The organism is Gordonia alkaliphila, from assembly GCF_023017165.1.
In the GTDB taxonomy this organism is placed as follows: Bacteria; Actinomycetota; Actinomycetes; order Mycobacteriales; family Mycobacteriaceae; genus Gordonia; species Gordonia alkaliphila.
In genome coordinates this window covers 675,896-696,684 of the sequence record NZ_JALKBW010000001.1, presented here as the reverse complement: position 1 = coordinate 696,684, position 20,789 = coordinate 675,896, and the positions used below count along the sequence as shown (strand labels likewise).

Below are 20,789 nucleotides of genomic sequence, written 5' to 3'. Positions count from 1 at the left end.
AAACACATGGTCTATCAGCCCGGCAACAACAATCCGTTCGCGATTCCGAGCAAGCACGGCGAGATGCCGACCTTCGTGGTGCGGGCGAGCAAGCCACAGTTGCCGCCCGTGGACGTGATCCTGGAAACCGCCGAGGTGGTGTCACTGCCGATGCGCACGCGGTTCCGCGGCATTGCGGTGCGGGAGGCGATGATCTTCCGCGGTCTCAAGGGTTGGGGCGAGTTCTCGCCGTTCCTCGAGTACGACGACGTCGAGTCGGCCAACTGGCTCGCGGCCGGCATCGAGGCGGCGTGGCAGGGACCGCCGCCCGCCGTGCGCGACACCGTGCCGGTCAACGCGACCGTGCCGGCGGTGCCTGCCGACCAGGTCGCCGAGATCCTGGCCCGCTTCCCGGGGGCGACGACGGCCAAGGTGAAGGTCGCCGAAGCCGGGCAGACCCTGCACGACGACGTCGAGCGCGTCGCCGCCGTCCGGGAACTGATTCCGCGCGTGCGGATCGACGCCAACGGTGCGTGGGACGTCCCGACCGCGCTCGAGGCGATCAGCGCCATCGGCGACGTCGAATACGTGGAGCAGCCGTGCGCGAGCATCAAGGAGCTCGCCGCGGTCCGGCGCGTGGTCGATGTGCCGATCGCGGCCGACGAGTCGATCCGCCGCGCCGAGGACCCGCTGCTGGTGGCCCGCGCCGAGGCGGCCGACATCGCGGTCCTCAAGGTGGCCCCGCTCGGCGGCATGCGCAAGGTCCTCGCGCTCAACACCGCCCTCAAGATGGACGTGGTGATCTCCAGCGCCCTCGACACCGCCGTCGGCATGGCGGCCTCGGTGGCGACCGCGGCCGCTCTCCCCATGCTCGACCACGCCTGCGGGCTGGGCACCGGCGTGCTCCTGGAGCGCGACGTGGCGCCCTCGTTCGTCCCGCGCCACGGCGCGGTGAGCCCGCGACTGGTGACGCCCGACGACGACCTGCCGCTGGCCGCGCCGGACCGCATCGCCTGGTGGGAGGCGCGGCTGCGCCGTTGCCACGCCGTCCTCATGGCCCGCTGACCGGGCCGGGGCACGCGCGGAAATCGGAGGGACTCTAGAAACAAAACAAAATATCTGTTCCAATGGAGTGAGCTGCGGCACTCGCGGCACGACTTCAGGAGGAACCATGGCCATGCCCGTGCTCGCTCAGCCGGAAGTCGGCAGCGACCTGCGTCCCGTCCCGGTCAGCACCCGCAACGGGCTGCTCGAGATCCTCACCATGCGTCGCGATCCGTTCGACTTCTCGCAGAAGCGGCTGGAACAGTACGGCGAGGTCTTCGCCATGAGTGCGCTCGGCACGCGATTCGTCACCGCCCACGGCGCGGAGGCGGCCAACGAGATCCTGATGAACAAGGACCGCGCCTTCGCCAACGCCCCGGCCTGGAGCTACTTCATCGGCCCGTTCTTCAACCGCGGCATCATGCTGCTCGACTTCGACGAGCACCGTCACCACCGGCACATCCTGCAGCAGGCGTTCGCGCCGAAGGTGCTCAAGGGCTACTTCGACGAGATGCAGCCGGTGATCGTCGACCGCGTCGCGAAGTTCCCCACCGGCGAGGTGAAGCTGTTCGAGGAGTTCAAGGAGCTCACCCTCGACATCGCGCTGGAGATCTTCCTCGGCCTGGAACTGAGCAAGCCCGAAGCCGACCGCCTCAACAAGGCGTTCATCGAAACCGTCCGCGCCGGCGTCGCCCTGGTGCGCAAGCCGGTGCCCGGCGGCCGATGGTGGAAGGGTCTGCGCTCGCGCAAGATCCTGGAGGAGTTCTTCTACAAGCACCTACCGGCCAAGCGGGCGACGGCCACACCGGACCTGTTCTCGGTGCTGTGCCACGCCGAGGGCGACGACGGCGAGCGATTCACCGACGAGGACGTGGTGAACCACATGATCTTCGTGCTGATGGCCGCCCACGACACCACGACCATCACCATGACCCAGATGGCCTACCGGATGGCCGAGCACCCGGGGTGGCAGGCCACGGCGCGCGCCCAGTCGATGGAGCTGAACGCCGAGCTGACCTACGACGACCTGGCCGGTATGACCGTGATCGACTCCATCATGAAGGAGTCCCTGCGGATGTGTCCGCCGGTGCCCGCGCAACCGCGCATGGCGATCAAGGACACGCAGATCCGCGGACACTTCATTCCGGCCAACACCATGGTCACCATCCCGCAGCTCGCGAATCACCGGGACCCGCGGTACTTCACCGATCCCGACGTCTTCGATCCGACCCGCTTCGGACCCGACCGCGCGGAGGACAAGGGTCACCGCATGGCGTGGATGCCGTTCGGCGGCGGCGTGCACAAGTGCATCGGTCTGTACTTCGGTCAGATGGAGATCAAGACGATCATGCACAACCTGCTGCGCGACTACGAATGGTCCGTGCCCGCGGGCTACCGTCTCCCCATGGACTACAGCGCGTTGCCGGTGCCGAAGGACAAACTTCCCGTGACGTTGGTTCGACGCTGATGGCGGCTGCGCGCAAAACCCGCGTCACCACCACTCCGGAGGAACAGGAAGCGGCGATCCTCGCCGCCGCCGCGGCCGAGTTCACCGCGGTCGGCCTGCGCGCCGCGAACATGGATCAGGTGGCCAAGGCCGCGGGGGTCAGCCGATCGACGCTGTATCGGCGCTTCCCGAGCAAGGACAACCTGGTGATCGCGCTCGCGAACGCCACCTTCGAGCGCGGCATGGCCGAGTTGGAGGAAGCGGTGGCCGGACAGAGTCCGGCCGACGCCGTGGTCGAGGCGTTCGTCACCGGCGCCACGCTGATCGACACCGATCCGCTGCTGCACCGCATGGTGATCGAGGACGAGGAGATCCGCAGTCTCACGTCGTCGATCACCTCGCTGTTCATCGACATGGTGATCGAGCGGGTCGCCGGCGCGCTCCGCACCTGCGGCGCCACCATGCCCGACGAGTTGCTGCGCCGCGCCGTGGACATCCATGTGCGCCTGGTGATCTCGTACCTGGAGGTCCCCGCCTCCGACGACTCGCTGCGCACGCCCGAAGCGGTGCGCAGCTTCGCCGCCACCTTCCTGGCGCCGATGGTCTACTGACCCACAACTTTTCGCACGCGAGGGAGCAAGCGATGCTGTCCACTCTTCTGTCGTCCCGTCGTGCCCGCGCCGATCGTCGTCTCGCCGACGTCCGGAAAGCGTTGGCGGGCAAGGTCATCGCCGTCACCGGCGGTGCGCGCGGGATCGGCTTCGAGACCGCGACGGCATTGCTCGCGGCCGGAGCGCACGTCGTGCTCGGCGACATCGACGCCGACGCGGTCGGCAAGGCCGCCGCCGATCTGGGCGTGGAGGGCATCGAGTTGGACGTGACCGACGCCGCGTCGTTCACGGCCTTCCTCGACGAGATCGAACGCCGCGTCGGACCGCTCGACGTGCTGGTGAACAACGCCGGGATCATGCCGGTCGGCTCCTTCCTCGACTACAGCGAGGCGCTGATCCGGCGCACGGTGGAGATCGACCTGATCGGCGTGATGCTGGGCAGCCAGGCTGCGGCGCGAAGGATGGTCGACGGCCGCGGCGGACAGATCGTGAACATCGCCTCCGTCGCCGGGCGACTGCCGAATCCGGGCCTCACCGTCTACAACGGCGCCAAGGCCGCGGTCATCGAGTTCTCCGAGGCGCTCGACGCCGAACTCGCGCCGCGCGGCGTACGCGTCAGCACCGTGCTGCCCACCTTCACCACCACCGGGCTGATCGACGGCCTGGAGACCAACGCCATGGTCGCGGCGGTCGGACCCGAGCAGGTCGCGGCCCGCGTGGTGGAGGTGATCGCGCACCCGCGCGTCCGCGTCACCGCGCCGCGGTCGATGGGCTGGGTGGGCGTCAACACGATCCTGCCGCACCCGGTCAAGCAGGCGCTGCGGCGACTGATCAAGACCGACACCATCTTCCTGAACCCCGATCACGACGCGCGATCGGACTACAACACGCGCATCGGCCAGTAGCCGGCCACCGCGCCCCGCGTAGGGTCGAGCCGTGGCAAGAGGTGCGGATCCGGCGGTGACGCGATGGCGGGCGGCGCGTGCTGCCCGCAAACAGGCGTATGCGCGATTGGCGGAGGCGGAAGTCGATGCCGGTGTGCGCGAAGGGCTGACGCGCAGCGTCCGGCTCACCCTGGCGGTGGTCGCCGTGCTGGCGGTGGTACTGGCCGGGCTCGCGGTGTGGCAGGCGCAGGAGCGGGGAAACGGGTACAGCGACGCTGAGCTCGTCGACGCCGCGACCGCACGCGTGCAGGTGCTGCTGACCGCCGACGCCGACAACGAGAATCGGGTGCGGCAGATCCTGGCCGGCGCGACCGGCGAGTTCTACGACGAGTTCTCTCGATCGGCGGAGGCCTACAGCGAGTTCGTGCGGGAGCAGGGCAGCGACGGCCGCGCCTGGGTCGACGGCGCCGGCCTGGCGGGTCGCAGCGGCGACCGCGGCGTGGTCCTGGTGGCCGCCGCCGTCGCGGTCAAAGCCGACGGCAGCTCGGGCAAGATCCGGCGCCCATTGCGTTTGCGGGTCGTCGTCGAACCGGACGACGGCCGGCTCAAATTGTCGGGGGTGGCCTTCCTGCCATGACCGAACGTACGGAAACCCCGAGGAAGCAGAAACTGATCGACCGCCTCGAGGCGCCGCTGAGCCCGCGGGCCGCTGTGGTGCGCGGCCTCGTCACCGTGCTGCTGTTCGCTGCCGCGGCGACCGCGTTCGGCGTGGCCGAGGAGCGGCGGGCACCGGTCGTCGAACGCGTCGACACCACTGCGCAGCTGCAGGAGCAGGCCGGTCGGATCGTCGCCGACGTGTTCTCCGCGCGGGCCGCCAGCTGGGAGCAGGACCGGGCGCACGCGCGCACCCTCATCACGCCGTCGTTGGCCGCATCGGTGGCCACCGCGCTGTCGGCGCAGCCGCCGGCGGGTACGCGGTCGGTGCGCTGGGAGCCGCGACAGGTGGGCGTGGTCGACGCGCACGAGGACTCCGGGACCGCGCTGGTGGTGGTCGACGTGGTGGTGACCTCGGATCGCGGGGAGCCCACGGTGCGCACAAAGTCGGTGAACGCCGAGTTCCGGCGCTCCGGCGATCGCTGGCTGTTGAACGGATTGGACGAGTTGCAGTGACGGGCACGACGGAGACGGCGACGGGGGAGAAGGCGGCGCGGGAGCAGAGCACACGGCTCACCGCCGCGCGGGAGGCCTATGCCGCGGCCGAGCGCGCCGAGCGGGAGGCGCGGATCGAGGCGGCGCCGGGGTTGCGGCGCGTGGCCCGACGTCGTCGCGCCGGGCTCCGGCTGCTGATGATCGCGGCTCTCGTGGTGGCGGTCGCCCTGGTCGCGGCCGCCGTGTGGGCGTCGGTCGATCGCACCTCGGCGCAGGAGACGCTGAATCGGGATGCGGCTGTGCGCACCGCCGCGACCGAGGCCATCGAGGTGATGCTGTCGGCCGATCCGCGGGCGGCCGACGAATACGTGGACCGGGTGCTCGCGTTGAGCACCGGCGCTCAGCACGACCGGCTCTCGAAGGCCCGCGACGACCTGCGCGCCGCCGTCGCCGGCTTGGGCGCTCCCAGCACCGGACGGGTGATCTCGGCCGGCGTGCAGCCCGAGTCCGGGGACACCGTCCCGGTGCTGGTGGTGGCGCAGGCGACCGCGCCGGAGCTGGTCGGCGGCGCCCCCGGTACCGATCGGGTCGCGGTGCGCGTGCTGATGACCCGCTCCGGCGACCGGTGGCTGGTGCAGGACACGGAGCGGGCCTCATGATCGCCCGTCGACTCACCGTGCCCGCGGATCGTCGTTTCGTGTCGATCTGGGCCGTGGTGACCAGCGTGGCGGTGATCGTGGCCGTGGTGGCCGGCGTCCTCGCGTGGCGCGGCACCTCGGTCGACGATGCCGCCGCACCGATCCGGCAGGCCGCGGCGATCGCCGTCACCGACCTGATGAACTTCAGTCCCGATGACGACGCGGCCGATCGCGCACGGGTGGCCGAACGGCTGACCGGTGCGCTGGCCGCCGACTATCTGACGCGCGGACCGGACGTGGTGTTCCCCGCGGCCACCACCTCGCGCGTGGAGATGGCGGCGGTGGTCCTCGACGTCGGCGTCACCGAGCGGACCGGCAGCCGGGCGCGGGTGCTGGTCTTCGTCGATCAGTCGATCGCCCTGCAGGGCGCGCCCGGTGAGCCGGAGCGGATCGGCGTCGCGCGCTGGGCGACGATGACCGCCGAGAACGGCCGCTGGCTGTTGGCACGGTTGGAGCCGGTCTCGCCGCAATAGGGACGACGACCGTCAGTAGACTCGTCCCATGCTGATCGATCGGATGGCGAAAGCACTCTCGGGACTGCTGATCTTCATGGGCGTGCTGCACTTCGTGGCGCCCAAACCCTTCGACGGGATCATCCCGAAGGAGATCCCCGGAGATCCGCGGCAGCTGACCTATGCGTCGGGCGCGGCGGAGATCGGCATCGGCGCGGCACTGCTGCCGACGCGGACCCGGCGCGGGGCCGCGGCGGCGGCCGCTGCGCTGATGATCGCGGTGTTCCCGGCGAACCTCAACACGGTGCGCCTGGTGGCGGACCGTAGCCCGGCGGTCAAGACCGTCGCCTGGGCTCGGCTGCCGCTGCAGATCCCGCTGATCGCCGCCGCGATCACCGTATGGCGCAAGAGCCCGGGGACGGGCGCCGACTGACCGAACGGTCCGCCGACGGCGTGGGTCAATGCGGGCTGCGTAGTGCTCGGTACCGGGTGCGCTGCTGGGCGCTGAGGTGCTCGGTCGCGTAGCTCAGCGCGGTGCGGCCCATCGCGTGGGCGTGCGCATCCAGGTAGCCGAGCAGCAGGCGGCGGTCGACGCGTTTGCCGAGTTCACGCAGCATCCAGCCGAAGGCCTTCTGGATCAGGTCGCGGCGGTCGTCGATCACCAGCGGCGCCACGTCCAGAAGTGCGTGCGGCTGTTGGGCTTTGAGGAAGGCGAAGGTGCCGAGGAGGCCGACCCGGCGTTCCCATAGGTTCTCCGAGCGGGCCCACGTCAGCAGCTCCCGGTGGTCGCCCTGCTCCACCAGCCAGGCGCCGAGGATCGGGTCGGCGGAGAGGTCGACGAGGTCCCAGTTGTTCACGCGCCCGGCCCGCACCGCGTCCCGGTACAACTGCACCCAGGCGGCGCGCCCGGCCGGATCGGCCGCGGCGAAGTTCGCGGTCGCGGTGAACAGCGCGACCTGTCGCACCTCGTGCACCGGATCGTCGAGCAGCGTGCGCACCACGTCGACGGGCAGCCCGCGCAGCGATTTCGTCAGCGCGCGGAGCTGCGGCACCCGGACGCCGACGAATACGTCGCCCTCGCCGTATTCCCCGGGGCCGGTCTTGAAGAACCGGCTGTTCCCGACGGCCCGCTCCGGGTCGCCGAGGGCATGGACCGCTGCGACGACTTCGGCGGCGGTGGCCGTCGAAGTCACGTGCGGGCCAACGCCGTTCACCCCAGCAGGTCGGCGATCGGCGTCTCGGTGAGCAGGTGCGGTCGCGTCTTCATCAGCTTCCCGACACGGCCGGCGCCGACGACGCCGGTGAGGAGGCCGTCGCGGCTGTAGTAGGCCAGGAACTTGCGGCCGTCGTCGTCGACCACGTGCACCTCGTCGTCCGGCCGCGGGGAGCCGAGCAGCTGGACCTTGAGGTCGTACTGGTCGCTCCAGAAGTACGGCACGGTCGGCGCCGGCAGCGCGTGCTCTTCGATCTCGGCGGCCACCGTGACCGCCTGCTCCACGGTGTGGTTCCAATGCTCCACGCGCTGGCGATCGCCGTGCGCGTCAGCCCAGTTCGCGGCGTCGCCGATCGCGAAGACGTTCGGTGCACTGGTGTGGCCGAGGTGGTCGCACGCGATACCACCGCCGGTGGCGCGGTCGGCCAGCGCGATGTCCGAGCCCTCCAGGTAGGTCAGGTCGGGGTAGCCGCCGATGCCCACCACTACGAGATCGGTCTCGAGCACGGTGCCGTCGTCGAGTTCGGCCGCGGACACCCGGCCGTCGGTGCCGAGCAGGCGCGTCACGCCGACCCCGGTGGTCATCTTCACGCCGGCCTCGGTGTGCAGGCGCGCCACGAACTGTCCGATGACCGGGCCGAGGGCGGCGGCCAGGGGAGTGGGCGCGGGTTCGACCACGCTCACGTCGAGGCCGCGCTTGATCAGACTGGCAGCGGCCTCGCAGCCGATGAAACCGGCGCCGATCACCACGGCGGTGCGGGCACCGCCGATCTCTTCGCGGAGGGCCACGGCGTCGTCGAAGGTGCGGATCACGTGCACGCCGGCCAGGTCGCCGCCCTCACCGGGGAATGTGCGTGGGCGCAGGCCGGTGGCGAGCACCAGGGTGCCGTAGGGAACCTCGGAACGCTCGCCGTCGAGCGTTTCGACGACGACGTGCCGGTCCGCGGTGTCCACGGACACCACACGTGCGCCGAGGCGGACGTCGATGTCGGCGTCGGTGTAGAACTCGGCCGGCTTGAGGTCGACGCGATCGGCGTCGTCGGTCAGCGTGACCTTGGACAGCGGCGGGCGGTCGTACGGCAGGTGCGCCTCGGCCGACAAGATGGTGATGGGCGCGGCGAACTGGTTCCCGCGCAGGTTCTCGGCGAGGCGGGAGGCTCCCAGTCCGCCACCGACGATGACGACGGAATCGCGCATCAGATCAGAACTCCACGGAGAGGTTGTCGCTGGTGGGCCGGGCCTGGCAGCCCAGGATGTAGCCGTCGGCGATGTCGTCGGGATCCAGGGCGCCGGAGTTCTCCATCTCCACCGTGCCCTCGACGAGCGTGCACGCGCACGATCCGCATTCGCCTTCCTGGCAGGAGTACGGCGCGTCGAGACCGGCGGCCAGCATCACGTCGACCAGGGTGCGCGAGCGCGGCCACTTCAACGTGTGCGTCTCGCCGTCCAGCTCCACCTCGACCTCGGCGGCCGCGGCGGCCTCCTCGTCGCTGACCTCTTCGAGTTCGATGTCGACGAACGGGTCGCCGGCGAGGGAGTTGTAGACCTCGGTGTGCACGTTGTGGTGGTCGAACTTGGCCTTCGCCAGTCCGGCGTGCACGGCGTCCATGAACGGGCCGGGGCCGCAGATGTAGGCGCTGTGCGTGGTGGCCATCGACGCGAAGCTGGTGGCCAGCGCCTTGGCGGTGGGACGGCCCTGCAGCGACTCGAGCCAGTGGATCACGGTGAGGCGGCCGGTGTGCTTGGCGGCCAGGTCGCGGAGCTCGGCCGCGAAGATCACGTCGTTCTCGCCGCGGTTGGCGTAGAAGAAGGTGATCGGACCGGTGCCCTTGGCCAGGGCGGTCTTCAGAATCGACATCACCGGGGTCACGCCGGATCCGGCCGCGATCAGCAGCAGCGGGGCGTGGATGTTGGCCGGGATGAAGACGCCCGACGGCGGCAGCGATTCGATCTGGACGCCAGCGGCGAGGTTGTCGCAGATCCAGTTGGAGCCGTAGCCGTCGGCGGTGCGCTTGACGGTGACCTTGGGCAGTTCGTCGGCGCCCGGCGCCGACGACAGCGAGTAGCAGCGGGCCACCGAGCCCGTCTGGTCGCTCGGGATGCGCAGCGTGAGGAACTGTCCCGATTCGTAGTCGGTGAACTTGTCCGCGTGCACGTCCGGCACGTGGAAGACGATGCTGCGGGCATCGGGCGTCTCGTCGATCACCTCGGCGACCGTGAGGATCGCACTGCGTGCGGAGTGCGGCGTCAGATCCGTCATCGTGGACTCTCTGTGGAATGGGCCCGGCGTCGCCGCCGGGAAACTAGAACAGGTTCTAATACAGAATATCAGGACTCGAGCGCGAGTCTAGTTGCGCCCGGTGTGCAGCTCGACGGCCTCCGGTGGGAGGCCGTGGGTCACCACGGTGCAGCCCTCGTCGAGCAGTTCGAGGAGGTCGGTGGACGGGTCGGCCAGCCACTGCTCGTAGGCGGCGAGCGAGGCGCCGAGCAGTTGCCACGCGATGGTCTGCGGCAGGTGTGCGGTCGCCGGCAGGCCGAGGCGTTCGGCGACGTGCTCGGCCACGATCTGCCGCCATTCGCCGTACATCAGCATCGAATGCGCCTGTAGCGCAGGAACTTCCAGAAGCAGTTGCATGCGACGTCGGTGGTGTTCGTGCTCCACCTCGGGGACCTCGTTGAACGCGATCAGCGCCAGGCGCAGGCCTTCGCCGAGCGGCTGGTCCGGGTGGGCGCGCAGCTGTAGGCGCATCTTGGCCAGGTGGCCGTCGAAGTCGCCCCAGGGGATGGAGTTCTTGGAGGGGAAGTAGCGGAACAGGGTGCGGCGGGCGATGCCGGCCGCGGCGGCGATGTCGTCGACGTTGGTCTGATCGAAGCCGTTCTCGGTGAACAGGTCGATGGCGAGGGTGCTGAGTTCGGCGCGCGTGGTCGATTGTGGTCGCCCGGCACGCGTCATCCTGCTCATCTCCTGCGGTGTTCTGGCCGCGGTCGGCGGTGTCGCCGGGCCCCCTTGATTTTGCACCTGGTGCCATTATAGTGTGTCGTGAACCACAAACAAACTCGAAGGAGGTTGGTTCACATGGCAGAGGACACTCAGGAACTCGTCACGGAATCGCTGGTGGAGGAAGTCTCCATCGACGGGATGTGCGGCGTCTACTGATGACCACCGCGTCGACTAGTGCTTCCGGTGACCTCGCGGTCACCGGAAGCACGTCCTTTTCTCTCACGCTGCCCTGGCGGCTCAATCCGTCGGTGGCCCTGCGGCCGGAACCGTTCGGTGCGCTGCTCTATCACTTCGGGACACGCAAGCTGTCCTTCCTCAAGAACCTCGTCGTCGTCGACCTGGTGCAGTCGCTGGCCGATCAGCCCAGCGCGGAGGCGGCCCTGATCGCCGCCGGCATCGCCGACGCCGACCGTCCGATGTACGTCCAGGCGCTGACCGCGCTGGCCGACTCCGGGATGATCACCGCCCGCGACCAGGAGTGAACTCATGACCACCCTTGAACCCCGGATCGACGACCTGCCGTCGACCACCCCCCGCCTCGACCTCCCGACCGTCGCCGCGGCGCCCCCGAAGGTGGGTCGGCTGGTGGACCAGTTCGAGCGTGGTCTGGACGCGCCGATCTGCCTCACCTGGGAACTGACCTACGCCTGCAACCTCGCGTGCGTGCACTGCCTGTCGAGTTCGGGCAAACGTGATCCGCGCGAGCTGAGCACCGAGCAGTGCAAGGCGATCATCGACGAACTGCAGCGCATGCAGGTCTTCTACGTGAACATCGGCGGCGGCGAGCCGACCGTCCGCCCGGACTTCTGGGAGCTCGTCGACTACGCCGTCGACCACCAGGTGGGCGTCAAGTTCTCCACCAACGGCCTGCGCATCAGCCCGGAGGTGGCCCAGCGCCTGGCCGCCACCGACTACGTGGACGTGCAGATCTCGCTCGACGGCGCGACCGCCGAGGTCAACGACGCCGTGCGCGGACCCGGCTCGTTCGACATGGCCGTGCGCGCCCTGCAGAACCTGTCCGACGCCGGCTTCGCCGACGCCAAGATCAGCGTGGTGGTGACCCGCCAGAACGTGACCCAGCTGGACGAGTTCAAGGCGCTGGCCGACCGCTTCGGCGCCACGCTGCGCATCACCCGGCTGCGTCCGTCCGGCCGTGGCGCCGACGTCTGGGACGAGCTGCATCCGCTGCCGGAGCAGCAGAAGGAGCTCTACGACTGGCTTGTCGCGCACGGCGATCGGGTGCTGACCGGCGACTCCTTCTTCCACCTGTCGGCCTTCAGCAGCGGCGGCGGCAGCGGTCTGCCCGGCCTCAACCTGTGCGGCGCCGGACGCGTGGTCTGCCTCATCGACCCGGTCGGCGACGTCTACGCCTGCCCGTTCGCGATCCATGAGAACTTCCTGGCCGGCAACATCACCGAGACCGAGGGCGGCTTCCAGGAGATCTGGCAGCGCAGCGACCTGTTCACCGAACTGCGCGAGCCGCAGAGCGCCGGCGCATGCAACTCGTGCGCGCACTACGACGCCTGCCGCGGCGGCTGCATGGCGGCCAAGTTCTTCACCGGACTGCCGCTGGACGGCCCCGACCCCGAGTGCGTGCAGGGCTACGGCGAACAGTTGCTGGCCGGCGAGCGCAGCAAGCCCACCGCCAACAAGGACCACTCGCGCGGCACGCCGCTGACCCTGATGACTCGCCCGCCCTCGCGCGACTGCGACGAGAACCCGCTGGCCGGCTTCATGCCGACGACGGCCACCGGCTGCTCGTCGTCGAACTGCTGTTCCTGACATCCGCCGGTCGGTCCGTCGTCGACGATGGGAACGACCGTCGAGTCTTCACCACCCCAATTGATCGAGAGTTAGAAACATGTCCAAATTCTCTGAGCTCGCGGAAAAGAATCCGTGGCGCCGCAACCCGTGGTTCGAGACCGTGGGCGAGGCCCAGCGGCGCGCCAAGAAGCGCCTGCCGAAGACCATCTACTCGTCGCTGGTCGCCGGCACCCAGGCCGGTATCACCGTCAACGACAACGTCGACTCGTTCGGTGAGCTCGGCTTCGCGCCGCACGTCATCGGCGCCACCCCCGAGCGCAACCTGAGCACCACCGTGATGGGACAGCACCTGCCGTTCCCGGTGATGATCAGCCCGACCGGCGTGCAGGCCGTGAACCCGGACGGCGAGGTGGCCGTGGCCCGCGCCGCCGCCGCCCGCGGCACCGCGATGGGCCTGTCGAGCTTCGCGTCCAAGCCGGTCGAAGAGGTCACCGCCGTCAACGACAAGGTGTTCTTCCAGATCTACTGGCTGGGCAGCCGCGAAGACATCCTGGCGCGCGCGAACCGCGCCAAGGAGGCGGGCTGCAAGGGTCTCATCGTCACCACCGACTGGGTCTTCAACGTCGGCCGCGACTGGGGCAGCCCGGAGATCCCGGAGAAGGTCGACTTCAACGCCGTCGCCAAGCTGGCGCCGGAGATGATCACCAAGCCGCGTTTCGCAATGAGCTGGTTCCGCGACGGCAAGCTGCTGATCCCGGACCTGAGCGCCCCGAACATCGCCCACAAGGGCGAGCCCGGGCCCACCTTCTTCAACGTGTACGGCCAGTGGATGAACACCCCGCCGCCCACCTGGGAAGACCTGCAGTGGCTGCGTGAGCACTGGGACGGCGAGTTCATGGTCAAGGGCATCACCCGGCTCGACGACGCCAAGCGCGCCGTCGACATCGGCGCCACCGCCATCTCGGTCTCCAACCACGGCGGCAACAACCTCGACGGCACCCCGGCCACCATTCGCGTGCTCGGCCCGATCGCCGACGCGGTAGGCAAGGACCTCGACGTGCTGCTCGACGGCGGCATCCGCCGCGGCAGCGACGTGACCAAGGCCCTGGCGCTCGGCGCCAAGGCCGTGATGATCGGCCGCGCCTACCTCTGGGGCCTCGCCGCCAACGGGCAGACCGGCGTGGAGAACGTCCTCGACCTGCTGCAGATGGGCCTGGACTCCTCGCTCATGGGCCTGGGCAAGTCCGACATCGCCGACCTGAGCCGCGACGATCTGATCATCCCCGAGGGTTTCGAGCAGTCCTTCGGCGGCTGATCGTCACCGCCCGAACACGGTTCCCCGTCCGGGGTCGGCCGCGCTGTCACCAGCGTGCCGACACCGGGCGGGGAACCGTTTCGCATCCCCCACCGTGGGGGACGGGAAGAGGCGTCGGGCGCGACCGTCGCCCAGACTAGAACGTGTTACAGTTCGGCGACTACGTGTGCTCTAGAAAGGCGTTTCGGTAATGGGACAGTTCGACGGTCAGGTTGTGTACATCACGGGTATCGCCCGTGGTCAGGGGCGTAACCACGCCATTCGTTTCGCGCGCGAGGGTGCGTCGATCATCGGCATGGACATCGCCGACCGCGTCGCCGACCACACGACCTATCCGCCCGCGACCGCCGACGATCTCGCCGAGACCGTCCGCCTCGTGGAAGAGGCCGGCGGCACGATTCTGGCGCGCCAGGGCGACACCCGCGATCTGGAGTTCCAGCGGCAGCTGCTCGCCGACGGCGTCGAGCGGTTCGGGCGCCTCGACCACGTCATCGCGAACGCCGGCATCCTCACCTGGGGCCTCACCTGGGAGATGACCGAGGAGCAGTTCACCGACGTGGTCGACGTGAATCTGGTCGGCACCTGGAAGACGCTCAAGGCCGCGATTCCGGTGATGCTCGAGGCAGGCAACGGCGGCAGCATCGTGATCGTCTCGTCGTGTGCGGGCATCAAGGCGATGCCGGTGCAGGCGTCGTACTCGGCGTCGAAGTTCGGCTTGCGCGGCCTGGCGCAGACCGCGGCCAAGGAGCTCGGCCCGGAGAAGATCCGCGTCAACACCGTGCACCCCTACGCCGTGCACACGGCGATGGGCCTCGAAGACACCGAGGCGATCAAGGCCTTCCAGAACTGGGGCCGCCACTTCCCGTCGATGATGGACCACTACCCGGTCGCCAGCGTCGACGACCTCACCGACGCCGTCTTCTACCTGTCGACCGCCGCCGCCATCACCGGTTCGGAGCTCGAGATCGACATGGGTGCGACCAAGGTCTAGCACTTCGCTAGTGCCCCGTATGACACCGGAAAGGCCCGGACCGCGTCGCGGTCCGGGCCTTCCTGGTCGATCAGTCCGTGCGTCAGTCCTGCCAGACGGTGGCCGGGTCGGTGGCCTCGCGTGCCGGGGCCTCGGGGGTCTCGGTGGCCGAGCGGCCGAAGCGCGGGGCCACCTGGGCCTGCATCACGCCGTCGATCTCCACCAGCGAGCCGCGGGCGGCCAGGTGCGGATCGTTCGGGGCCTCGGTGAAGTCGAGGATGGCCGAGACGCAGGCATCGGTGCCGTCGAAGATCGCCGCCCACTCGTCGCGGGTCTTGGTGGCGAAGACCTCGATGAACTTCTCCTTGAGCTCCGGCCAGCGCGACATGTCGAGCTGATTGGGCAGCGACTCCGGATCCAGTTCGAGGCCGGCCAGCAGCTGCGCGTAGAACTGCGGCTCGATCGCGCCGACCGCCATCCACTTGCCGTCCGAGGTCTCGTACACCTCGTAGAACGGTGCGCCGGTGTCGAGCAGGTTCACGCCGCGCCGGTCCTGCCAGAGGCCGGTGCCGCGGAAGGCCCACATCATCTGGCCGAGCACCGAGGCGCCGTCGACCATCGCGGCGTCGATCACCTCGCCCTTACCGGAGATGCTGCGTTCGACGAGCGCGGCCAGGACGCCGACCACGAGGAACATCGAGCCGCCGCCGAAGTCGCCGACGAAATTCAGTGGGGGAGTGGGCTTTTCGTCCGCGCGGCCGATCGCATGCAGCATGCCGGTGAGCGAAATGTAGTTCATGTCGTGGCCGGCGAGCTCGGCGCGCGGGCCGTCCTGGCCCCAGCCGGTCATGCGGCCGTAGACGAGGCCCGGGTTCACCGCGGCGAGGTCGTCGGGCCCGAAGCCGAGACGTTCCATCACGCCGGGGCGGAAGCCTTCGATCACCACGTCGGCCTTGGCCACGAGGTTCAGGATGGTCTCGCGGTCGGCCGGGTTCTTCAGGTTGGCCTCCACCACGCGGCGACCGCGCAGCAGGGCGTCGGCCTTGCGGCCTTCCTTGGGGAGTTCGCCGGGACGCTGGACGCGGATCACGTCGGCGCCGAGGTCGGCCAGCAGCATGGCCGCGTGCGGGCCCGGGCCGATGCCGGCGAACTCGATGACGCGAATGGCGGCGAGGGGGCCGGAACGACCCGAGGAAGGACGGCTGGGCGTAGTCACTGCGAAGTACCTCCGAATTGTCACAAGCGAATTCTCACGAGCGGTGCGGGTCATCTGACCGTTGACTTCAGCATTACACAACTGTGAGGCAGGCAACTCCTGTGGTCTCTGGTTCTGGCGGTGCGCGCAGCGGGGCGAACATTGGACGGTGGGGTTCACCGGGGGCGGGCGCGTCGGTAGAGTCGGTGCAATGAATGCCGTCCCGCGACTCGCCTCGACGGTGTGGCCCGACCTCGCCGGTGCCGCGGTGACGCTCGTGGTTCCCGTCGGCTCGTTCGAACAGCACGGGCCGCACCTGCCGTTGGACACCGATTCCCGCATCGGCGAGGCGGTGGCCGCCCGCGCGGTGGCGGCACTCGGTACGGCCGCCCCCGCGGCGCCGCGGGTCCTGCTGGCGCCGACCGTGGAGTACGGGGCCTCGGGCGAACACGAGGGCTTCCCCGGCACCATCTCGATCGGCACCGAGGCGCTGACCCTTCTGCTGCTGGAGTTCGGGCGCAGCGCGTGCCGGTGGGCGCAGCGTCTCGTCTTCGTCAACGCGCACGGCGGCAACGGCGCCGCGGTGGTGGCGGCGGTGGCGCAGCTGCGCGCCGAGAGTCGGGACGCAGCGTGGTTCCCGTGCGCCTTCCCGGGTGCCGATGCACACGCCGGACGCACGGAAACCGCTGTGCTGCTGGACATCTCGCCGGAGCGCGTGCGGATGGATCGGGCCGAGGCGGGGAACACCGCGCCCATCGTCGAACTGCTCGACGACTTGCGGGCCGTCGGCACGGCCGGGGTCAGTCCGAACGGGGTGCTCGGTGATCCGGTCGGCGCCGATGCGGCGCACGGGGCGCGGGATCTCGAGGAGGTCGCCGCGACGTTGACTCGCGCGCTGACCGAGTGGACCGTCGACGACGCGGGGCGGCTGCGGTGACCGGGCCCGCCGAGACGGCGCTGCCGGACGGCTTCGAGGTGCAGATCGACCGGCGGTGCGTGCGCAACGGCGACCTGCGCTACCTGGTCGGGGGCTCACCCACCCGCGTCCTCAAGCTCTCCGATGCGGCGCTGGGCATGACCTCGGCGGACGGCCGGATCTCCGTGTACGACGCCGCCACCCGCGGGCTCGCGCGCACCCTTCTGGACTCCGGTATCGGCTTGCCGCGCCCGATGAACGGACCGAACACCGATGCGGTGACCGTGGTGATTCCGGTGCGCGACAACCAATCCGGCGTCGACACCATGCTGGCGGCCCTCGCCGACCGACGGGTGATCGTGGTCGACGACGGTTCCGCGGTGCCGCTGCGGGTGCCCGACGGCGTGACGCTGATCCGCTTCGACGTCAACCGCGGCCCGGCCGCCGCGCGCAACGCCGGACTGGCCGCCGCGCAGACCGAGTTCGTCGCCTTCCTCGACTCGGATACCGTGCCCACGCGGGACTGGCTGATCATCCTGCTCGGGCACTTCTCCGATCCTAAGGTCGCCATCGTGGCTCCCCGCGTGGTGGGCCGCCGCCTGCCGTCGGGCGGTTCGGTGGTGGCCCGCTACGCCAACGCGCACTCCTCCCTGGACATGGGGCCGACCGAGGCGCCAGTCGCACCCGGCACGGCGCTCGCCTACGTCCCCAGCGCGGCCATGGTGGTCCGTAGGTCCGCCTTCCTCGGCTTCGACGAGTCGTTGCGAGTGGCCGAGGACGTGGACCTCTGCTGGCGCACCCACGCCGCCGGGTGGCGCGTGTACTACGACCCGATCGCGCACGTCCGCCACGATCATCGCGAGTCGCTGCGCGAGCTGCTGAACCGTCGGCGCTACTACGGGACCGGTGCCGCCCAGCTGGCCGGCCGGCACGGCACCACGGCGGCACCGGTGATGGCGACGGCAGCGATGGCGCTCGCGGTGGTCGGCCTGATGACTCGCACGCGGATCGGCCTGCTGCTGGCGTCGGTGGTGGCGCTGTACTCCATGTACCGCACCCGGCAGCTGCTCGCCGGGGTCCCCGGGCGCGACGTGATCGCCGCGTCCGCGACCGGCCGCGGCATCGGGTGGGGCCTGCTGCAGGCCAGCCAGGCCCTGTTGCGGCATTACTGGCCGCTCACTCTGCTGGCGGCACTGGTGATTCCACGCTTCCGTCGGGTGGTGCTGCAACTGGCGGTGGCCGAGGGCGCCGTCTGGTGGCTGCGCGATCAAGTGCTGCAGTCGAGGCCCCCGGCGGTGGGACCGCTCGGCTTCGTCCTCATGCGCAGACTCGACGACCTGGCCTACGGTGCGGGCCTGTGGCAGGGCGTGCTGACCGCAGCCAGTCCGGCGGCCCTGGTTCCGGTCCTGAGGCTCTGACCGATGGCCGCGCAACCGCCGGCGTCGGTGGACGTGGTGGTGGTCGGTGCGGGTACCGCGGGCGCCATCGTGGCCGGTCGGCTGGCCGCGGCCGGGGATCGGTCGGTACTGCTCGTCGAACGCGGCCCCGGGCGGCTGCCGGATCCGTCGATCACGGCGCTGACCCGGCTGCCCCTCGATGATCCGGAACGCAGTGCACCGGTGGCCGAGATTCGTCGTCGACCGGTGGTCCGCGGCCGCGGGCTCGGGGGATCGGCCGCGATCAACGGCGGCTACTTCCTCCGGCCCCACCTCGTGGACCTCGACGAGTGGCCCTCGTGGTGGACCACCGAACGGTGTGCCGCGGCCTTCACCGCGCTCGACGGCGGTGACGTCGGGGGCGGGGCCATGAGCGTCTCGTCCTTCGCCGACGACGAACTCGGCGACGTCGCCGCGGCCTTCGAACAGTACTGGACGCCGCGGCTGGGCCCGCCGACACGCGGCGCCTGGTCGCGCCCCGGACTGGTTCGCGTACGGAGCAATCGGCGCGCGGGCCGCCGGTTCACCGCCGCCGACGCCTTCCTGTCGTCGCCGACGCCCGGGCTCACGGTGCTCGGCGAGACGACGGTGGCGGAGATCGTGCACGACGGCCGGCGTGCGCACGGGGTACGGATCGGCGGCGAGACCGTCGCGGCCGGTGAAGTGATCCTCGCCGCCGGCACTCTCGGCACCGCGGACCTGCTGCTGCGCAGCGGGGTCCTGCACGCCCTCGGGCTGCCGCGCTTGCCGACCCACGAGCATGCGGAGCGGCTGGTGCGGTTCACGCCACGGCGGAGCCTGCGGGCGCCGGCGCTGCTGCAGTCGGTGGTGCACACCGACGACGGCCTCGAGATCCGGTGCTACAGCGGCGATTTCGCGCGTTTCCTCGGCGGGCACGCGGAGCGCGGGGTGCCGATCGGCGTGACCGACATGCTCGAGCCGACCCGCGGTGCGGTCGACCAAGTAGGTCTGGATCTGGGTGCGCCGACCCCGGAGTCGCTGGCCCGGATGGACCGCGGCGCAGCGCAGGTCGCGCAGATGTTGGCGGCGGCGGAGTTCGCCGAACTCGTGGTGCCCGGCTCGATCGAGATCGATCCGACGATCGGCATGTCCCAACATGCGACGGGCACCCTGCCACTCGGTGGACCGGACGTGGACCACCTCGGGAGCTTCCGCGCACTGCGCGGGCTGCGTGTGGTGGACGGGTCGGTACTGCCCGGGCCCGTCCACAGCGGCCCCCACGCGACCAACGCGATGGTCGCGTGGGCGATCGCTGAAGGACTAACCGGTCAGAACAGAGTCTTCCAGTAGTACCAGAACCGCTCACCGGCGGCGATGATGACGATCAGGTACCAGGCGGCCAGCACGATCCACGAGGCATCGCGCACCAGCGACAGGCGCGGGCCGTCGCCGAGGGCGCGCGAGAGGCTCAACACCAGAATGATCGGGGTGACCGTCCAAACCACCATGCAGTACGGGCAGAGCGCGCCGATGCGGTAAATGCTCTGGAAGGCAAGGTAATTGACGAACACGAAGCCGACCGCGGTGATCAGGGTCTGGCCGATCCAGTACCAGCGAGGCAGCGCGATCTTGCCGAGCGAGAGCAGCGCCGTCACCAGGATCACCGCGAACGCCGGGAGTCCGAGGAACGGGTTCGGGAAGTTCAGGAACTCGGCCTGCTCGGTCTTCATCACCGACGTGCACGACAGCACCGGGCTGAAATTGCACGACGCCGAGTAGGCGGGGTTCTTGAACAGTTCGACGCGCTCGATGGAGAGCGCCGCGGATCCGGCTATGCCGAGGATGCCGCAGACCAGCATCACCCACGAGGCGACGGCGCCGATCGGGCGCAGCTCCAGCAGCTTCTGCGTGACGGACGCGTCGGGCTGGGCGACCGGAGCGGGGTCCGCTCCGGGGTCGCCGCCGGTGTCGGCGTCCACCGTGGTGGTCACTTAGCGCCCTCGAGGATGGCGTCCACCTTGGCCTGCAGGTCGTCGGGGGTGCTCAGCTGCACCACGTCGCCGTTGATGCGGACGCTCGGGGTGCCTTCGAAGCCGGGCTGGCTCATCGCCTTCGCCGAGGTGTCGTCGATCCAGTTGCGGTACTCGACGTTCTTGATGCAGCTGTCGATGCCCTCGACGCCGGACTCCTTGGCGATCGAGATGATCTGCGAGTCGGACAGGCCGGCGCCGCCCTCGGCGGGCTGCGAGACGAACAGCGCGTTGTGGAACTTCATCCAGGTGGCGAAGTCGCCGTCCTTGCCGGTCTTCTCGGCAACGCACATCGACGCGTTGGCCGCGCGCGTGGAGTACTCGGTCGACGACATGCTGTCGAGCATGTTGATCGTCACGTAGTCGACGGCGACCTTCGGGTTGTCCGTGAAACCGTTCAGCGTCGGTCCCATGAGCTCTTCGAAGCTCTTGCACGCCGGGCACTGGAAGTCCTCGGTCACGGTGATGACGACCGGCGGAGTGCTGCCCGCCGGTGCAGCGGAGATACGGATGGCGTTGTCGGTGGTGACCCCCGTCGTCGGCACCGCGGTCCCGCCGCTGCCGCTGTCGCCGCGGTTGACCGCCCAGATGATCACACCGGCGGCGATCACCACGAGCGCCATGACGGCGGCGAAGGTGATGAGGAGGGAACGGCGCTTTTCAGCAGCGCGCGGATCGATCACACGGTTGGCACTCAAGGCATTGGTCCTTCGTCACGTGTACG

24 protein-coding genes are annotated in these 20,789 nt (G+C 69.8%); 17 read left to right on the top strand and 7 right to left on the bottom strand.

The genetic code is table 11. The features are described from left to right. The first annotated feature begins 6 nt into the window (after positions 1 to 6). The 9 genes from MUG78_RS02930 to MUG78_RS02890 all read left to right on the top strand — a co-directional run bounded on the left by MUG78_RS02930 (position 7) and on the right by MUG78_RS02890 (position 6,697). Positions 7 to 1,044, top strand: coding sequence for an o-succinylbenzoate synthase (locus tag MUG78_RS02930; protein WP_372493097.1), 1,038 nt, complete (start codon positions 7 to 9; stop codon positions 1,042 to 1,044). A 106-nt stretch (positions 1,045 to 1,150) separates the two neighbouring features. After that, complete coding sequence (locus MUG78_RS02925; protein WP_246992042.1) at positions 1,151 to 2,491, top strand: cytochrome P450; 1,341 nt, start codon at positions 1,151 to 1,153, stop codon at positions 2,489 to 2,491. Next, positions 2,491 to 3,081 carry a TetR/AcrR family transcriptional regulator gene (locus MUG78_RS02920; RefSeq protein ID WP_246992040.1) on the top strand — a complete coding sequence of 197 codons (591 nt, stop codon included), beginning with the start codon at positions 2,491 to 2,493 and terminating at the stop codon, positions 3,079 to 3,081. Before MUG78_RS02925 ends, MUG78_RS02920 begins: the two co-directional genes overlap by 1 nt. Positions 3,082 to 3,113: 32 nt before the next feature. Continuing rightward, entirely contained in the window at positions 3,114 to 3,986 is an 873-nt protein-coding gene (locus MUG78_RS02915) for an SDR family NAD(P)-dependent oxidoreductase (RefSeq protein WP_246992038.1), read from the top strand. Between the two features lie 31 nt (positions 3,987 to 4,017). Next, on the top strand, positions 4,018 to 4,602 hold the full coding sequence (locus MUG78_RS02910; RefSeq protein ID WP_246992036.1) for an Rv1363c family protein: 585 nt from the start codon (positions 4,018 to 4,020) through the stop codon (positions 4,600 to 4,602). After that, positions 4,599 to 5,135 carry a hypothetical protein gene (locus tag MUG78_RS02905; RefSeq protein ID WP_246992034.1) on the top strand — a complete coding sequence of 179 codons (537 nt, stop codon included), beginning with the start codon at positions 4,599 to 4,601 and terminating at the stop codon, positions 5,133 to 5,135. Before MUG78_RS02910 ends, MUG78_RS02905 begins: the two co-directional genes overlap by 4 nt. Then, positions 5,132 to 5,773, top strand: a complete 642-nt coding sequence (locus tag MUG78_RS02900) for an Rv1363c family protein (protein WP_246992032.1) — start codon at positions 5,132 to 5,134, stop codon at positions 5,771 to 5,773. Before MUG78_RS02905 ends, MUG78_RS02900 begins: the two co-directional genes overlap by 4 nt. Beyond that, the gene (locus MUG78_RS02895; RefSeq protein ID WP_246992030.1) at positions 5,770 to 6,285 is read left to right on the top strand and encodes a hypothetical protein; all 516 of its coding nucleotides are present in this window, start codon (positions 5,770 to 5,772) and stop codon (positions 6,283 to 6,285) included. Before MUG78_RS02900 ends, MUG78_RS02895 begins: the two co-directional genes overlap by 4 nt. A 28-nt stretch (positions 6,286 to 6,313) precedes the next feature. Beyond that, positions 6,314 to 6,697, top strand: a complete 384-nt coding sequence (locus MUG78_RS02890; protein ID WP_246992028.1) for a DoxX family protein — start codon at positions 6,314 to 6,316, stop codon at positions 6,695 to 6,697. A gap of 25 nt (positions 6,698 to 6,722) precedes the next feature. Here MUG78_RS02890 and MUG78_RS02885 read toward each other — a convergent pair whose 3' ends face one another. The 4 genes from MUG78_RS02885 to mftR all read right to left on the bottom strand — a co-directional run bounded on the left by MUG78_RS02885 (position 6,723) and on the right by mftR (position 10,430). Then, positions 6,723 to 7,457 (bottom strand): DNA alkylation repair protein, encoded by a 735-nt coding sequence (locus MUG78_RS02885; protein WP_246992026.1) that lies wholly within the window; start codon positions 7,455 to 7,457, stop codon positions 6,723 to 6,725. 17 nt (positions 7,458 to 7,474) lie between these two features. Beyond that, on the bottom strand, positions 7,475 to 8,674 hold the full coding sequence (locus tag MUG78_RS02880; RefSeq protein WP_246992024.1) for an NAD(P)/FAD-dependent oxidoreductase: 1,200 nt from the start codon (positions 8,672 to 8,674) through the stop codon (positions 7,475 to 7,477). A gap of 4 nt (positions 8,675 to 8,678) precedes the next feature. Continuing rightward, the gene (locus MUG78_RS02875; protein ID WP_246992022.1) at positions 8,679 to 9,737 is read right to left on the bottom strand and encodes a ferredoxin--NADP reductase; all 1,059 of its coding nucleotides are present in this window, start codon (positions 9,735 to 9,737) and stop codon (positions 8,679 to 8,681) included. Between the two features lie 87 nt (positions 9,738 to 9,824). Next, positions 9,825 to 10,430 carry a mycofactocin system transcriptional regulator MftR gene (gene mftR, locus MUG78_RS02870; RefSeq protein ID WP_246992020.1) on the bottom strand — a complete coding sequence of 202 codons (606 nt, stop codon included), beginning with the start codon at positions 10,428 to 10,430 and terminating at the stop codon, positions 9,825 to 9,827. Between the two features lie 123 nt (positions 10,431 to 10,553). Here mftR and mftA point away from each other — a divergent pair, with 123 nt between their 5' ends. From mftA to MUG78_RS02845, 5 genes are all read left to right on the top strand, one after another. After that, positions 10,554 to 10,634, top strand: a complete 81-nt coding sequence (gene mftA, locus MUG78_RS02865; protein WP_246996771.1) for a mycofactocin precursor MftA — start codon at positions 10,554 to 10,556, stop codon at positions 10,632 to 10,634. Then, entirely contained in the window at positions 10,634 to 10,960 is a 327-nt protein-coding gene (gene mftB, locus MUG78_RS02860; protein ID WP_246992018.1) for a mycofactocin biosynthesis chaperone MftB, read from the top strand. The genes mftA and mftB overlap by 1 nt, the downstream gene beginning before the upstream one ends. A 4-nt stretch (positions 10,961 to 10,964) precedes the next feature. Further along, positions 10,965 to 12,260, top strand: a complete 1,296-nt coding sequence (mftC, locus tag MUG78_RS02855) for a mycofactocin radical SAM maturase (RefSeq protein WP_246992016.1) — start codon at positions 10,965 to 10,967, stop codon at positions 12,258 to 12,260. 79 nt (positions 12,261 to 12,339) lie between these two features. Then, on the top strand, positions 12,340 to 13,557 hold the full coding sequence (gene mftD / locus MUG78_RS02850; protein ID WP_246992014.1) for a pre-mycofactocin synthase MftD: 1,218 nt from the start codon (positions 12,340 to 12,342) through the stop codon (positions 13,555 to 13,557). A 190-nt stretch (positions 13,558 to 13,747) separates the two neighbouring features. Next, positions 13,748 to 14,548 carry a mycofactocin-coupled SDR family oxidoreductase gene (locus tag MUG78_RS02845; protein ID WP_246992012.1) on the top strand — a complete coding sequence of 267 codons (801 nt, stop codon included), beginning with the start codon at positions 13,748 to 13,750 and terminating at the stop codon, positions 14,546 to 14,548. 82 nt (positions 14,549 to 14,630) lie between these two features. Here the strand turns inward: MUG78_RS02845 and MUG78_RS02840 are convergent, their stop codons facing one another. Then, a complete protein-coding gene (locus MUG78_RS02840) occupies positions 14,631 to 15,743 on the bottom strand; it encodes a CaiB/BaiF CoA transferase family protein (RefSeq protein ID WP_246992009.1) in 1,113 nt (370 codons plus the stop codon). Between the two features lie 190 nt (positions 15,744 to 15,933). On the opposite strand from MUG78_RS02840, the gene mftE reads away from it, so the two are divergent. The 3 genes from mftE to mftG are packed head-to-tail and all read left to right on the top strand — an operon-like array spanning position 15,934 to position 19,385. Beyond that, positions 15,934 to 16,659, top strand: a complete 726-nt coding sequence (gene mftE, locus MUG78_RS02835) for a mycofactocin biosynthesis peptidyl-dipeptidase MftE (protein ID WP_246992007.1) — start codon at positions 15,934 to 15,936, stop codon at positions 16,657 to 16,659. Then, on the top strand, positions 16,656 to 18,056 hold the full coding sequence (gene mftF / locus MUG78_RS02830) for a mycofactocin biosynthesis glycosyltransferase MftF (RefSeq protein WP_246992005.1): 1,401 nt from the start codon (positions 16,656 to 16,658) through the stop codon (positions 18,054 to 18,056). The genes mftE and mftF overlap by 4 nt, the downstream gene beginning before the upstream one ends. A gap of 3 nt (positions 18,057 to 18,059) precedes the next feature. Then, on the top strand, positions 18,060 to 19,385 hold the full coding sequence (gene mftG, locus MUG78_RS02825) for a mycofactocin system GMC family oxidoreductase MftG (RefSeq protein ID WP_246992003.1): 1,326 nt from the start codon (positions 18,060 to 18,062) through the stop codon (positions 19,383 to 19,385). Here mftG and MUG78_RS02820 read toward each other — a convergent pair. Both MUG78_RS02820 and MUG78_RS02815 read right to left on the bottom strand, forming a co-directional pair. Continuing rightward, positions 19,364 to 20,026 carry a vitamin K epoxide reductase family protein gene (locus MUG78_RS02820; RefSeq protein ID WP_246992001.1) on the bottom strand — a complete coding sequence of 221 codons (663 nt, stop codon included), beginning with the start codon at positions 20,024 to 20,026 and terminating at the stop codon, positions 19,364 to 19,366. The two genes, mftG and MUG78_RS02820, sit on opposite strands and share 22 nt — an antisense overlap. After that, the gene (locus MUG78_RS02815) at positions 20,023 to 20,763 is read right to left on the bottom strand and encodes a DsbA family protein (RefSeq protein WP_246991999.1); all 741 of its coding nucleotides are present in this window, start codon (positions 20,761 to 20,763) and stop codon (positions 20,023 to 20,025) included. Before MUG78_RS02815 ends, MUG78_RS02820 begins: the two co-directional genes overlap by 4 nt. Between the last annotated feature and the right edge of the window lie 26 nt (positions 20,764 to 20,789).